This is a genomic window from Mesorhizobium sp. M1365 (assembly GCF_040317865.1).
In the GTDB taxonomy this organism is placed as follows: Bacteria; Pseudomonadota; Alphaproteobacteria; order Rhizobiales; family Rhizobiaceae; genus Mesorhizobium.
In genome coordinates, this window is record NZ_JAMYLG010000006.1 from 26109 (window position 1) to 40939 (window position 14831).

Annotated in this window: 13 protein-coding genes; 3 read left to right on the forward strand and 10 right to left on the reverse strand. The window is 62.2% G+C overall.

The annotated features are described in order from the left end of the window. Positions 1-28: 28 nt before the first annotated feature. The 9 genes from tsaE to NKH04_RS09510 form a co-directional block, all read right to left on the reverse strand. On the reverse strand, positions 29-1540 hold the full coding sequence (gene tsaE / locus NKH04_RS09470) for a tRNA (adenosine(37)-N6)-threonylcarbamoyltransferase complex ATPase subunit type 1 TsaE (protein ID WP_353044262.1): 1512 nt from the start codon (positions 1538-1540) through the stop codon (positions 29-31). 8 nt (positions 1541-1548) lie between these two features. Beyond that, positions 1549-4110, reverse strand: coding sequence for a sensor histidine kinase (locus tag NKH04_RS09475; RefSeq protein ID WP_352539990.1), 2562 nt, complete (start codon positions 4108-4110; stop codon positions 1549-1551). 188 nt (positions 4111-4298) lie between these two features. Further along, positions 4299-5699 carry an adenosylhomocysteinase gene (gene ahcY, locus NKH04_RS09480; protein ID WP_023677552.1) on the reverse strand — a complete coding sequence of 467 codons (1401 nt, stop codon included), beginning with the start codon at positions 5697-5699 and terminating at the stop codon, positions 4299-4301. Positions 5700-5821: 122 nt separating this feature from the next. Further along, complete coding sequence (locus NKH04_RS09485; RefSeq protein ID WP_352813964.1) at positions 5822-6157, reverse strand: hypothetical protein; 336 nt, start codon at positions 6155-6157, stop codon at positions 5822-5824. Continuing rightward, positions 6111-6407: an HPr family phosphocarrier protein gene (locus NKH04_RS09490; protein WP_023677551.1), complete on the reverse strand. Its 297-nt coding sequence runs from the start codon at positions 6405-6407 to the stop codon at positions 6111-6113. The genes NKH04_RS09485 and NKH04_RS09490 overlap by 47 nt, the downstream gene beginning before the upstream one ends. Continuing rightward, positions 6404-6805 (reverse strand): PTS sugar transporter subunit IIA, encoded by a 402-nt coding sequence (locus NKH04_RS09495; protein ID WP_023677550.1) that lies wholly within the window; start codon positions 6803-6805, stop codon positions 6404-6406. Before NKH04_RS09495 ends, NKH04_RS09490 begins: the two co-directional genes overlap by 4 nt. Positions 6806-6969: 164 nt before the next feature. After that, positions 6970-7416 (reverse strand): HPr kinase/phosphorylase, encoded by a 447-nt coding sequence (locus NKH04_RS09500; protein ID WP_353044263.1) that lies wholly within the window; start codon positions 7414-7416, stop codon positions 6970-6972. A 31-nt stretch (positions 7417-7447) separates the two neighbouring features. Continuing rightward, positions 7448-9232 (reverse strand): sensor histidine kinase, encoded by a 1785-nt coding sequence (locus NKH04_RS09505; protein WP_023677548.1) that lies wholly within the window; start codon positions 9230-9232, stop codon positions 7448-7450. Positions 9233-9254: 22 nt separating this feature from the next. Then, complete coding sequence (locus tag NKH04_RS09510) at positions 9255-9956, reverse strand: response regulator transcription factor (protein WP_023677547.1); 702 nt, start codon at positions 9954-9956, stop codon at positions 9255-9257. Between the two features lie 342 nt (positions 9957-10298). Here NKH04_RS09510 and NKH04_RS09515 point away from each other — a divergent pair, with 342 nt between their 5' ends. From NKH04_RS09515 to NKH04_RS09525, 3 genes are all read left to right on the forward strand, one after another. Then, positions 10299-11909, forward strand: a complete 1611-nt coding sequence (locus NKH04_RS09515) for a phosphoenolpyruvate carboxykinase (RefSeq protein ID WP_353044264.1) — start codon at positions 10299-10301, stop codon at positions 11907-11909. A 79-nt stretch (positions 11910-11988) separates the two neighbouring features. Continuing rightward, positions 11989-12426, forward strand: a complete 438-nt coding sequence (arfB, locus tag NKH04_RS09520) for an alternative ribosome rescue aminoacyl-tRNA hydrolase ArfB (RefSeq protein WP_023677545.1) — start codon at positions 11989-11991, stop codon at positions 12424-12426. 131 nt (positions 12427-12557) lie between these two features. After that, positions 12558-13175, forward strand: coding sequence for an alpha-ketoglutarate-dependent dioxygenase AlkB family protein (locus tag NKH04_RS09525; protein ID WP_352919882.1), 618 nt, complete (start codon positions 12558-12560; stop codon positions 13173-13175). Here NKH04_RS09525 and NKH04_RS09530 read toward each other — a convergent pair. Further along, on the reverse strand, positions 13138-14724 hold the full coding sequence (locus NKH04_RS09530; protein WP_353044265.1) for a hypothetical protein: 1587 nt from the start codon (positions 14722-14724) through the stop codon (positions 13138-13140). The genes NKH04_RS09525 and NKH04_RS09530 overlap by 38 nt on opposite strands. Positions 14725-14831 lie beyond the last annotated feature (107 nt).

A 14831-nucleotide genomic window follows, 5' to 3' on the forward strand; every position in this document is an offset into this window, starting at 1 on the left:
GCCGCCTTCAGGCCCAAATCCTTAGCCGTCAAATCGAGCGTTCCTCCAGGAAGCCGTGGGCGATGTAGAAATCCTGCAGCCCGGCCAGCGCCGGATGCGCCAGTGCCCGGCGAAGATAGTCGCGGATGCGCGGCAGATGCTTCAGATAATAAGGCTTGCCGTCGCGTTTTTCGAGCCGCACGAAGATGCCGAGGATCTTGGAATTGCGCTGTGCGGCCATGATTGCATAGGTTTCGCGGAATTCGTTCTCATCGAAGGCACCGGCAGCACGTCGCGCGGCGATGTAGGCGGCGAGCGTGTGCTTTTCGATTTCAGGTGAGATGGTGACGCGCGCGTCCATGGCGAGCGAGGCGACGTCGTAGGCTGACGGACCGATCAGCGCATCCTGGACATCGACGACGCCGAGACGGTCGTGACCGAAACGGTCAGCGCGCCAGATCAGGTTGGGCGAATGAAAGTCGCGCAGCATCAGCGTGTATTCGCGCCCCTCGAGCCGATCGAGCACCGCACTCCATTCGCTGCGATAACCGGCGCGCAACGCCTCGCTTGGCGAAGCGCCTGATATCGCCGGGACATACCAGTCGACCAGCAATTCGGCCTCGATCATCATGGCGTCGCGGTCGAAAGGCGGCACCTCGTGGAAGACGCCGGGGCCGGCCTGCATGCGGGCCGGCCATGTTTTGCCGTGCATCATGGCAAGCAGTTCGGCCGCCGCCGCATAACGCGCGGCCACCGGCTGGCCGTGCTTGTCGAGGAAGCCTTGGGAACCGAGATGCTCCAGCAGAAGAAAACCCTGGTCGAGATCCTGGGCATGGATTTCCGGGACGCTGACGCCGCCGGCCCGCAAGGCCCGGTCGATGGCGACGAACGCCGAAACGGATTGCGCGGTGTGAGCGATCTCGGCATAGGGTTTGCCGTCGCGGACTGGCGGTCCGAGCACCAGCCTTGGCGAGTTCATCAGCACGCGCGGCGGAAATCCGGCGAGCGTGACGATCTCGTAGGAGCGAGCCGAGGCATCACCGATGAAATATCGTCGCTGCGCTTCGCCCCAACCGGCCTGCCCGAGAAAATCGCGCATTGCCAGCGATCGCGCCGCGCGCTCGAAGGCTGCGCCCTCTCCCGATAGTCTCGCCAGTCGGCCGTCGCCCTGCTGGAGAAGTTCGACCAGCACCGAGGTTTTCGGCAGATATGCCTCTGCCCGCTCCGGCCATTCGACCAGCGCGGCGCCTTGCGTCAGCGCCTCGTCGAAGCCCAGCTCGTCCAGCTCGGATGCCGTGCCCAAGCGGTAGAGATCGAAATGATGAACCGGCACACGCGCGTCGTAGCTCTGGACCAGCGTGAAGGTCGGGCTCGGCACGTCGAGCCCGGCATCGTCGGCCAGTGCCCTGATCAGCGCCCGTGCCAAGGTCGATTTGCCGGCGCCGAGATCGCCCTTGAGGGCGAGCACGTCGCCAACGCGCAGCGACATGGCGAGATCCTCGCCGAACCTTGCCGTCGCAGCCTCGTCGGCGAGAAAACGCTCCAGCACCAATACCGCCATCGAACGCGCTACTCGGCCGCCGCGCGGATGCCGGACGGCGTGTCGGGAAAGGCGCAAACAACCGTGGTGCCCTTATCCCTGCCGGTCTCGATGCGGACGCTGCCGCCATGCAGTTCGACAAAGCTCTTGACGATCGACAGGCCGAGCCCGGCGCCACGGCGGCGGCCGCCATTGGTGCGCGGCTCGAAGCGCCGGAACACTGAGTCAAGCAGGTCCGGCGGCATGCCGGGGCCGTCATCGTGAACGGAAAATTCCACGCCGTCGGCAAGTTGGCGGCAGGCGAGCGTTATGGTGCTCGCCTCCGGCGCGTAATTGGCGGCATTGCTGAGCAGATTGAAGAGGATCTGGCGGACGCGGATCTCGTCGCCGTGGAAGGTTTTCGGCGCGGCAGCCGCGTCGATCCTAAGCTTGATCGCATGTTCCTCCAGCCGGTCGGCGACCAGTTCGGCGGCAGCCGTAATGGTTCGATCGATGTGAACTTCGGAAATGTCGAGTTCCATGATGCCGGCATCCACCGTCGCCAGGTCGAGGATGTCGTTGACGATGGTGAGCAGGACCGAGGAGGACGAGCCGACATGCCCGATATATTCGCGTTGCTTCTGGTTCAGCGGACCAGTCGACGGCAGTGAAAGAAGCTCGGTAAAGCCGATGATGTTGGTGAGTGGCGAGCGCAGCTCATAGGAGACGTGCTGCACGAATTCGTTCTTGATCTGGTCGGACTTTTGCAGCGCCTCATTCTTGTCCTTCAGCGCCCGCTCGACATTGACGCTGTCGGTAACGTCGACGAAGGTCATCATCACCTGGCCGTTGGGCAAAGGGATGACGGCGTAGCGCAAAACGGTGCCGTTGTTCAATTCGGTTTGGCCGTGGCGGTCGCGGCGCTCGTCGTCGAAGCCGGTGATGGCGGCAACGAACCCGCCCCACGGACTGTCGACGGCACGGCGGTCGCAAAGGTCGCGGATCGTCGAGACATGGACGTTGGGTTTTGAGGCATCGGCATCCAGCCCCCACAATGCCGCGAACGCCGGGTTCGACAGTCTCAGCCTGCCGTCGGGGCCGAACACAGCGACGCCTTCGGCGAGGTTGTCGAGCGTCTCGCCCTGGACCCGGACGGCGGTCTGATAGCGGCTTTCAAGGTCCATCTTCTCGGTCAGGTTCTCGAACACCCAGGTGACGCCGCCCTTGGGCTGCGGATTGGCGACGACGCGAATGGTCTTGCCGTCCGGCAGATGCCACCAATGCTCCTGCGATTCAACCGCGCGGTAAGCGCCGAGCAGGCTCTCTTTCCAGCGCCGCCATTCGGGCTGCTCGGCGATCTTGCCTTCGCTGCGCAGGCGGTCGAGCAGCAAGGCGTTGTCCGGCGCGCTGTGCAGGAAGCCGCTGTCGAGGCCCCATAGTTTCTGGAACGCCTGATTGAAAAACCGCAATTTCTCGTCGGTGTCGAAAATCGCCACGGCGGTGTTGAGCTGATCGAGCGTGTCGGCGTGGCTCTGCATGGTCCGCTCATATTCGGCGCGAATGGCCTCGATAGCGCTGATGTCGCAGGCAAGACCAGCCGAACCATCCGCCCCGGCAAAATCGGTCACGGCAAACATACGGCGGTCGCCTTCGATGACCGTGGAGAGCGTCTGTTCAAAGACCGCGCGCGACCTGTGCTGCGCAGCGATCGTGTCGCGCGCCTGGCCGCCGAGGAATTCCTTGCCATCGCGGACCGCCGCTTCGGCATTCTCGGCCTCGACCGCTTCGGCATAGGCGCGGTTGACCCATTTCAGCCGCCCGTCGACAGTACGCAGCCATGACGGCATCTTGAGCGCATCCAGAAGACCGATCAGCGTCTCATGGTCGGCGGCTAAGCGCTGGTTCTCGATCTTCAGCCTGGCCTGGCTTCGCTGTGTCTCCGAAAGCGAGACGAAGCGAACCAGCACATGCGCCGCACTCTTGCGGCCGTGAACCTCGAGCGGCTGGCCGGCCTGCGATTCGATGACCAGATCGAACGGCTTTGCCTTGTCCCGCAGTGCCGCGACGGCATGTTCGAGTGCAGCCGCCGAACGCGGCATCAGCCAGCGGCCGAAAGCCAGGAAGGCCGCCCGGTCCTCCGGCGCGCCGCTCTCGATCGGCAATGTCCCGACAAGCTCGGGCTTCTTGTTCTCGGCCGCCCATACCACCACGCGCTGATCGCGGGAATGGAGCAGCGCCTCCGAGCGCTGCAGCGCGGCATTGACGTCGGCGATACGGGTCCTGAGCTCGGCATTTTCCGCCGCGGTGCGCGCCCGTTCGCGGATCAGAAAGATGGCCGACAGCAATGCCGCCCCCATAACGCCGACGAACATGGCGAGTTGCATGACCTCGACCGTGCTGACCGACAGCCCGGCCTTTTGCGCCACGCGGGTTTGGGCATGTGCAGTAAAGCCAAGCAGCGGACCAACCAGCGCGGAAGAAGCAAGCAGCACCCCGACACGGCTGCCGGCGCGCCATAGAAGGCTGCCGCCTCTGGCAGCGGAGCCCGTGATCGAATCGTTATGGCCGCCGGAAACGGCCTGTCCCGCGCAAGGCGGGTTATCCCCCGGCATGTCTTGGTCCTCTTCGCCGCCTGAATGCAAGACCGCCCTGATGCGTGCGCCCGGGCCTCGTCCCCGGACCGCGAATCAGCACCATAGCGCTTGCGCGAATCGGCGTGAAGAATCAATCAGCGCAAAAATAAAGCCGGGCGAAAAGTCAATCGCCCGGCTTCAATATCTAGTGGCAAGTTTCGCCGTGGTTAATAGCGGTAGTGTTCCGGCTTGAACGGTCCCTGCGGAGTGACGCCGATATAGGCGGCCTGTTCGCCGGACAGTTCGGTCAGGCGGGCACCGAGCTTGTCGAGATGCAGGCGCGCGACCTTTTCGTCGAGATGCTTCGGCAGGACATAGACCTGGTTCTCGTACTGGCCGGGCTTGGTGTACAGCTCGATCTGGGCCAACACCTGATTGGTGAATGACGCCGACATGACGAAGCTCGGGTGGCCGGTAGCGTTGCCGAGGTTGAGCAGGCGGCCTTCCGACAAAAGGATCATCCGCTTGCCGTCCGGGAAGGTGATCATATCCACCTGAGGCTTGATGTTGGTCCATTTCAGGTTGCGCAGCGAGGCCACCTGGATCTCGTTGTCGAAGTGACCGATGTTGCCGACGATCACCATGTCCTTCATCAGGCGCATGTGGTCGAGGGTAACGACGTCCTTGTTGCCGGTGGTGGTGATGACGATGTCGGCCGTCGGCGCCGCGTCTTCGAGCGTGACCACCTCGAAACCGTCCATCGCCGCCTGCAGCGCGCAGATCGGATCGACCTCGGTGACCTTGACGCGGGCGCCGGCGCCCTTGAGCGAAGCCGACGAGCCCTTGCCGACGTCGCCATAGCCGCAGACAACCGCGACCTTGCCAGCCATCATCGTGTCGGTGCCGCGGCGAATGCCGTCGACAAGCGATTCCTTGCAGCCATATTTGTTGTCGAATTTCGACTTGGTGACGGAATCATTGACGTTGATCGCCGGGAACGGCAGCAGGCCTTTTTTCTGCAACTGATAGAGCCGGTTGACGCCGGTCGTCGTCTCTTCGGTGACGCCGCGGATCGCTTCCTTCTGCTTGGTGAAGAAGCCGGGCGATGCCTGCATGCGCTTCTTGATCTGGGCAAACAGGATCTCTTCCTCTTCGCTGCCCGGATTGGACAGCACATCCTCGCCGGCCTCGGCGCGGGCGCCGATCAGGATGTACATGGTGGCATCGCCACCGTCATCGAGGATCATGTTGGAGGTGCCGCCATCGGCCCACTGGAAGATCTTGTCGGTGTAGACCCAATAATCCTCCAGCGTCTCGCCCTTGACGGCAAACACCGGAATTCCGGCCTCGGCAATGGCCGCGGCAGCGTGGTCCTGGGTCGAGAAGATATTGCAGGAAGCCCAGCGGATGTCGGCGCCGAGCGCTTTCAGCGTTTCGATCAGCACCGCCGTCTGGATGGTCATGTGCAGCGAACCGGTGATGCGCGCGCCCTTGAGCGGCTTCTTGTCGCCGAATTCCTCGCGGCAGGCCATCAGGCCGGGCATTTCGGTTTCGGCGATCTCGATCTCCTTGCGGCCCCAGCCCGCAAGCGCGATGTCAGCGACCACATAGTCCTTGCTACCCGTCATGGCAGTGCTCCGATGCGAATTGATTGCGGGACGCGCCCGCCCCGAAGGCATTTCGGAGGGCGCGAGTTGCCGGCCTGACTAGCAGATCGGGAGTGGGACGACAATGGGATATAAAGAAATCTTTATCCGTGCATGTCTTCAGCGGCGGCGGCCATGAGAGCGCGCAGAAGGGGTGCTGTCCAAGGTGGCCGTCCCTCAGACCTCAAATCGGCAACACTTTCAAAGCCGGAAACAAAAACCCGCCTCGGCGGGCGGGTCTTCGGGGCCAATTGGCACCATAGCGAAATTAGTAGCATAGCTGCCGGCACAAAGCAAGAACAAAATACGCGACGGTCGCGCAAAAATGCGATTTCCTTCACCGCCGCAAGGTTGCGCCCGAACATGCCGTAGCAGGTGCCGTCGGCGAAGCCGTCAGCATTCCTCGCCAAAACGGGAAGCAACCAGTTGCTCCAGCGCATCGATAACCTCCTCGGCCTCCGGGCCGGTGGCGGTGACGCGGATCGAATAACCGGGGCTCGCCGCCAGCATCATCAGGCCCATGATCGAGGTACCGCCGACCTTGACGCCGTCCTTCTCGACCTGGACCGTGGCGTTGAAGCCGCTGGCGATTTGAACGAACTTGGCCGAGGCGCGTGCGTGCAGGCCGCGCTGGTTGACGATTGGAAAGTCGCGAACGATCTTGTCCTTTTCCGGCAACAGCGCGCTCATTTGCTGCTCAGGAGTTGACTGGCGACATTGATGTATTTGCGGCCGGCAGCCTGCGCCTCATCCAGCGCGGCCGTCATGTTGTCGCCCTTGCGAACGCTGGACAGCTTGATCAGCATCGGCAGGTTCATGCCGGCAATGACCTCGATACGCCCGGATTCCATCACGGAAATGGCGAGGTTAGAGGGCGTGCCGCCGAACATGTCGGTCAAAACGATGACGCCTGATCCCGTATCGACGCGGCCGACTGCCTCGATAATGTCGCGGCGGCGCTGTTCCATATCGTCGTCGGCACCGATCGCCACGGTCTCGAAATTGTCTTGTGGCCCAACGACATGTTCCACGGCATTGCGGAACTCGGCGGCCAGTTGACCGTGCGTTACAAGCACGAGTCCGATCATTCTTTGGTGGCTCCCGTCATCGCCGCTTCACAGGCGCATTTTATGCTCGCCGACCGTTCCAGGTGGCGGGAGCGCTATCTTGTCGACGCAAGGCCCGTTGACAAGCCCAAAATTGCGCCGGCCCAAGCCAATTTGACGCATTGCAGCAAAAAATCGAAATCGGATCACAGGAAAGGTGCAATCGACAGGCGCGACATCACTGCCGGCAAGGCCGCCGCTACATTGCGCCCGGCAAGATCGATGCGCGGCACTGGTACGCCGACAACGAGTTCGCTGCAGTCTTCCTGGAAGCGGGCCATTTTGCCGGCTGGCACCAGCCGGATAATGAGGTCGATCACGCAGCTTGGCTCGAACTGTATCGGTTTGGGGCCGAATCCCGGCACCTCGACGAGGCCGGCTATGCTGGCTGGTGCGCGGCAGACCAGCCGCCCGTCGCAATCTGCAGCATAGAGCTGGTCATCGCCGATCAGCCGGGAAAACAGCTCACGCTGGCTGCAATGATCGATCAGGGCGAGCGCCAGCGTCGTCTTGCCCAAACCGGACGGTCCGGTGATGAGAATGCCGCGATCACCCATCAGGATCGCGGTGCCGTGAATATTTTCAGGCTGCACAATAGGACCAGGCGTGATTGGAATTCATCCGTCAGCCTTCCGCCGGCAGCGTCACCACGAAGCGCGCGCCCTTGATCTCGCCAGGCTTGGTGCCCGGGATGTTCTCGGCGCTCAGCGTGCCGCCATGGGCTTCAACGATCTGCCTGGATATCGACAGGCCAAGGCCCGAGTTCTGACCGAACGCCTCGCCGGCCGGCCGATCGGTATAGAACCGCTCGAAAATGCGATCGATGTTATCGGCCCGGATACCGGGTCCATTGTCGTCGATGGTGACGATGTTGAACTTGCCGGCGCGCGCCAGCGATATGGTGATGTGGCCACGTTCCTCGGGAACGAACGAGCGGGCATTCTCGATCAGGTTGGTGATCACCTGGCCGATCCTCAGATCATGACCGACGACGAAGTAGCCTTTCACGCCCTGTGGCAGTTTGGCGACCTTGAATTCGATCTCGACCGCCTTCTTGTTGCGCGTGGCCTCGCGCGAGACGGCGACCAGATCGGTGATGAACTTCTTGAGGTCGACGGTTCCTGCATCTTCCCGCGCCAGCTCGGCATCGAGACGGGAGGCATCGGAAATATCGGTGATGAGACGGTCAAGCCGCCTCACATCGTGCTGGATGATATCCATCAGCCGGCTGCGCGAATTGTCGTTCCTGGCCAGCGGCAATGTCTCCACCGCGCTGCGCAGCGAGGTAAGCGGGTTCTTCAACTCGTGCGAGACATCCGCGGCAAAACTTTCGATCGCCTCGATGCGGGCGTAGAGCGCATTGGTCATGTCGCGCACGGCGATCGACAGATTGCCGATCTCGTCCTGGCGGTCGGAGAAGTCGGGGATTTCCTCGCGGTTCTTGACGCCGCGGCGAACCCTGACCGCCGCCGCGGAAAGCCGGCGCAGCGGGTTGGCGATGGTGGAGGCCAGCAGCATCGACAGGATGGCGGTAACCAGGGCGGCAATGCCGAACACGCGCAGGATCGCCTTGCGCTCGGCCGCGACGATCTTGTCGATGTCGCCGCCTTCGGTCGACAGCATCAGCACGCCGAGAACGGCACGGAAGCGCTGGATCGGCACCGCCACAGAAACGATCTGCTCGCCCTGCTCCGAGATCCGCACGATCGTCGACGGGCTGCCGGTAAGCGCCTTGACCACTTCCGGAAACGCGGCGCCGTTGCCACCCGGCTGCTCGCGATAGACAGGCAGCTGCTTGTTGCGGAAGAAATCAAAGACGAATTTCTGGATGCGCTCCAGAAGGTCTGGCTGTTCCTCTTCGACCGGCGGCAAATCGTAGCGAAGGATCTGGCCGCGCGAATAGAGATGGCGGGAATCGAGCAGCAGGTTGGCGTCGCGGTCGTAAATGCGGGCGCGTGTGCGCGTCGGCGAGATCAACCGCCTGAGCACCGGCGCCACGCGTTCCGGATTGATCGGGAAATCGAGATTGTCGAGCTGATCGGAGCCCGGGCCGAGGCTTTCGCCGGCCTGCAACTCGAGCAGCTTCTCCGGATCGATGCTGATCGAATCGGTCTCGACCGTCGCCGAGGCGGCGATCGCGCCGGCGATGATCTCGCCTTGAGTCATCAGGCTCTCGACACGGGCGTCGATCAGCCCGTCGCGAAAGGTATTGAGATAGAGAATGCCGGTGACCAGGACGGCAAGGCCGGCAAGGTTGAGAAAGAGGATACGCCGCGTCAGGCTGGAAAAGATGTGATGGCCGAGAAACCGGCGCATCGGCACCGTAATTTTCGACACGAAGGCGGGCAGAATCCGCGGCGGGCGCCTGGCGGCGCCCGACCGTCTCACTCGCTCTACTTGCACTGCCATCGAATAGCAGCTCCCGCTCGACTCAAGCTTCGCGGAACCGATATCCGACTCCGTAAAGGGTTTCGATCATTTCGAAGTCATCATCAACGGCCTTGAACTTTTTGCGCAGCCGCTTGATATGACTGTCGATGGTGCGGTCATCGACATAGACCTGCTCATCATAAGCCGAATCCATCAGCGCATCACGGCTTTTTACGACCCCCGGACGCTGTGCCAGCGAATGCAGGATGAGGAACTCGGTGACGGTAAGCGTCACCGGCTCGCCCTTCCAGGTGCAGGTGTGGCGCTCCTGGTCCATGACAAGCTGGCCGCGCTCAAGCGACCGGGCCTGCTGGTTGGGCGCCTTGGCCGCCGCCTCGCGGGTGCTGGCGCGGCGCAGCACGGCGCGGACGCGCTCCACCAGAAGACGCTGCGAGAAGGGTTTGCGGATGAAGTCGTCGGCGCCCATCTTGAGGCCGAACAGTTCATCGATCTCATCGTCCTTGGAGGTCAGGAAGATTACTGGCAGGTCGGATTTCTGACGCATCCGGCGCAGCAACTCCATGCCGTCCATGCGCGGCATCTTGATGTCAAGGATGGCGAGGTTCGGCGGGCGCGCCGCCAGTCCCTCCAGCGCCGATGCCCCATCCGTGTAGGTTTCGACCCGATAACCCTCGGATTCGAGGGCGATCGAAACCGAAGTCAGAATGTTGCGATCGTCGTCGACAAGCGCGATTGTTGCCATTTCAAGCGGCTCCCTCATGAGCTGTCCCTTCTTTCGTCGAGAAGGGGCTTTTGCAGGACAAATTAGGTACAAAATGTGGCACAGGCTGTATCCGCTGTCACGCGCGGCATGTCGACGGCCACAATTGTACCTCGATATGGATTGGACGAATGAACATCGCCAATCCTTTGGGCAACCATCAGTGTTTTTGCACATATAAACGATTTAAACAACTTTCAAAATATTTAAATCGATTAATGATTTGATATCATTCGCCTTTTCTGGTTTTGACGTTTTTAGCTCCTGCAATGGGGGTTCCGGAATTCGCCGGTAAAGACGCGGTAAATCGAAGAAGGGACACCCATGTCGGAAGCCGGCAAACGCAATCCTGCATGTGCAATCGATCGCATCGGCCTGAGAACCACGGGCGTGGTACGCTATAATTTCGGCGCGTCCGCGCTCTACGAGGAGGCAATCCGCCGTGGCGAGGCCCGACTCACCGCGCATGGCGCGCTTGCCGCCGAGACCGGGCAGCACACCGGCCGCTCGCCCAGGGACAAATTCGTGGTGCGCGACGAAAGCACCACGCCGCATATATGGTGGGACAACAACAAAGCGATTTCGCCGATCCAGTTCGATACGCTGCTTGCCGATTTTCGCGCCCACGCGGCCGGAAAGGACCTTTATGTGCAGGACCTGGTCGGCGGCGCCGACGAGGAACTGAAGCTGCCGACCAGGGTGATCACGGAGCTTGCCTGGCACTCCTTGTTCATCCGCAATCTGCTCATCCGACCGGCCGCCGCCGAACTCGAGCATTTCATGCCCGATTTGACGATCATCGACCTGCCGTCGTTTCGCGCCGATCCCGCCCGCCACGGCACGCGCGGCGAAACGGTGATTGCCGTCGATCTTTCGCACATGATCGTGTTGATCGGCGGTACCTCGTATGCCGGCGAGATGAAGAAGTCGGTGTTCACCGTGCTCAACTATCTGCTGCCGGCAAAAGGTGTGATGCCGATGCACTGCTCGGCCAATGAAGGGCCCGTCGGCGACGCGGCCGTTTTCTTCGGCCTTTCCGGGACCGGCAAGACGACGTTGTCGGCCGACCCGTCGCGCACGCTGGTCGGCGACGACGAGCATGGCTGGGGACCGCACGGCATCTTCAATTTCGAGGGCGGCTGCTATGCCAAGACGATCAAGCTTTCGGCCGAAGCCGAGCCGGAGATCTTCGCCACCACCCAGCGCTTCGGCACGGTGCTGGAGAATGTGGCGCTCGACGCAGGCCGCGTGCCGGATTTCGACGACGGCGGGCTGACCGAAAACACACGCTGCGCCTACCCGCTCCACTTCATCCCCAACGCCAGCAAGACGGGGCGCGCCAGCCACCCTAAGAACATCATCATGCTGACCGCCGACGCATTCGGTGTGATGCCGCCGATCGCGCGGCTGACCCCGGCGCAGGCCATGTACCATTTCCTCTCCGGCTATACCGCCAAGGTGGCGGGGACCGAGAAGGGCGTTACGGAACCCGAAGCGACATTTTCGACATGCTTCGGCGCACCGTTCATGCCGCGGCATCCGTCGGAATACGGCAATCTGCTGCGCGAGCTCATCGCCCGCCACGGCGTCGATTGCTGGCTGGTCAACACCGGCTGGACCGGCGGCGCCTACGGCACCGGCAAGCGAATGCCGATCAAAGCTACGCGGGCGCTGCTTGCGGCGGCGCTCGACGGCTCGCTGAAAGCGGCCGACTTCCGCACCGACGCCAATTTCGGTTTCGACGTACCGGTGACGGTTGCCGGCGTCGACCGCGCCATTCTCGACCCTAGATCGACCTGGATCGACAAGCCCGCCTACGACCGGCAGGCGGCAAGGCTCGTCGGCATGTTCGTCGACAATTTCGAAAAGTTCGAAGCCCATGTCGACGCCACCGTGCTCGGCGCCGCACCGCGCATGCAGGTAGCGGCTGAATAGCCGTCGCCCCTGGTGATGCTTCAAGGCCCGGCTTCGATCGGGCCTTTTCTTTTTTCGCCTGCCGCGCCATGAGTGCGGCATGAACGCCGACGACAAGATCATCATTACCGACGATGCGGTGATTAATCCGGGCGACCTGCACGAGGACTTCATCCGTTCGTCCGGCCCGGGCGGCCAGAACGTCAACAAGGTGGCGACGGCAGTGCAATTGCGCTTCGATGCCGCCAATGCGGCTGGCCTGTCGGAGCGGGTGCGCGAACGGACCATCAAGCTTGCCGGCCAGCGCGCCACCAAGGACGGCGTTATCGTCATCGAAGCCGGACGCTTCCGCACCCAGGAGCAGAACCGGGCGGACGCCCGGGCGCGGCTGACGGCACTGGTCGCCAAGGCCGCCGAACCACCACCACCGCCGCGCAAGAAGACCAGGCCGTCTAAAGGCGCGGTCGAAAGACGGCTCAAGAGCAAGGCCGGGCGCGGCTCGATCAAGAAACTGCGCGGCCGGGTCGGGGATGAGTGACAGCCGAAGCGGCTTCGGATCTCAGATCGCCGGTTAAAGCGCGCAGCCACCGTCGGAGGCGGCTTTCGGGTCGCCGTTTTCATTTGACGGTGGCATTCTGATTTCTCCAGACCAACGGATTAAGCGACGCGATGCTCGTACTGCCCAAAGGCGTCCGCCATATGCCCGGCTACCTGTCGCGCGCCATGCAGGAAGTGCTGGTGGAAGATATCAGGCAGATCGTGCAGAACGCGCCGCTGTTCGTGCCGGCGATGCCGCGTACCGGCAAGGAGATGAGCGTGCGCATGACCAATTGCGGTCCGCTGGGCTGGGTCACCGACAAGGAGCACGGCTATCGCTACCAGCCGACCCATCCGGTGACCGGAAGGCCTTGGCCGCCGATCCCGGAGATGCTGCTCGAACTGTGGCGGGATGTATCTGCCTATGCGCACCCGCCGGAAGCCTGCCTGGTCAATTTCTATGCGCAGGATGCCAAGATGGGTCTTCACCAGGACCGCGACGAGAGCGATTTCTCCGCGCCTGTCGTCTCGGTGTCGCTCGGCGACGATTGCCTGTTCCGGGTCGGCCAGACGACGCGCGACGGCGCCACCAAATCGTTCAGGCTGAGGAGCGGCGACGTCGTCGTGCTTGGCGGCGAAGGGCGGCTCTGCTTTCACGGCGTCGACCGTATCTACCCGTCGACCTCGGCATTGCTCAGGAGTGGCGGCCGCATCAATCTGACGCTGCGACGGGTGACGATGCCGAAATAGGCTGTTCGGGTGGCCGGCGGCCCGGGCGGACATAATCGTCGCGCAGATAGATGCGCTCGGTCTCGTCCTCGATAAGAATGCGGTAGTGCGCCAGGATGGCGTCAAAGCCAAAATGCCCCATCAGTTGGCTTGTCCACATCGTGTTGTTTTTCTTGAAGACGACGATATCCGGGCGCAGACGCACGAACTCTTCGCGTTTGCTTTCGACGTAGCGCGCCATGATGGCTCGGTAACGCATGGCTTCGGCGGTGTCACCCGAGAGAGCTGCCTGCCGGGACAGGGAAAGTGCGAACGCTCCAAGCCAATCGCTGACGTGGGTCGAAACGAACTGCCCATCGATCATACGGTTCAACGGATGTCCCGAGGAAATATCCGAACTAACCAACGCTACGGTCGGCCGATCGGTGGCGGCGCGAATTGCAGCAACCAGCGCCGGCCCTGGTTTCTGGGTGCTCCAGTACGGCAAGAAAGCGATTGCCACCGCCGCCAATGCCCAAGCTCGCGAAGGAGCCGTCACGAACGTCAACAGCTTCGACGGCCGCTGCACGATCCTGGGCAGTGCCAACAGGCAGAAAATGGCTGCCACAGCGCAAAAGATCGCGGGATAGGCATGATAAGACCAGCCTTTGGCTTGGTAGAACAGGGGAAACATGCCGGCGATCGATGCCGCCAACGCTACCGCCGCCAGCTCTGGAAACCGCCTGGCCGGCCACAGCCACCAGATCAGGAAGACAAGGAAACACCACGAGAAACCGTAGCCGATCACAATCGGCCAAAAGATGCCGATCTTTGCATAAACGTCCGCCAAGAGGGGATAGATGTCGCGCACAAATTCCGGATGGATCAGCGTGACCGTGCTGAGATAGACAACGCAGATGCCGCCAATGACCCAGTGTTCCAGGGCGAAGATCGATTTCAGACTGCGCCGGCGCACTGCAACGACCAGCGCCGGCGCCAACACCATGATCGCATAGTAGGGCTTGACCAGTAGCAGAATGCTGCCCGACAGGCCGGCGAGTACGGCGAGCCCGGGGTCTGGTTGGGCAGCTGCATCTCTGCGCGCGCGCCAGGCATGAAGCGCAAGCAGCGGCATGAAAAGTGCCATGCCGATATGCTCCCGCTCGCTGAAGGCATTTCCGGGGAAGACCACCAACATTGCGCAAAACGCTGGCCCCAGTGCAAACAATGATGCAGTTTCGGTGAAACCCGCACGCTTGACGATCACGCCCGAGAGCGAAAGTCCGATAAGCACGGCAAGGTATGTCCAGGCCTCAACCAGGATTTCCGGGGCGGTGCCCAGCAATCTGGCTGCAGCCACTGGCGGCAGATAGAGCCAGACGCTGAATGGGGGATTGGTCTCGTAGATTTGCGAGTAAAGCCGCTCACCGGACAGCATACGCTCGCAGACCGTGATCAGCCAGCTAGTGTCGGGAACAGTCCCCCAACGTCGCTGCCAGAAGATCGAGAAGACGGTGACTGCGGCAATGGCCAGGACATTGCGGCTAGGAAGCAGCGACGCCGCAATATCCCGGTCGCGCCAGCGGCTCAAGCCGCCAATGTCGTTCGAGACGCTCATGCTGTTGCACCGAGGCTCTCGAGATCGAGCCATATGTCGTCCAGTGGAGCGATTGGATCCAGCCGTGTCATGGGTTTCCG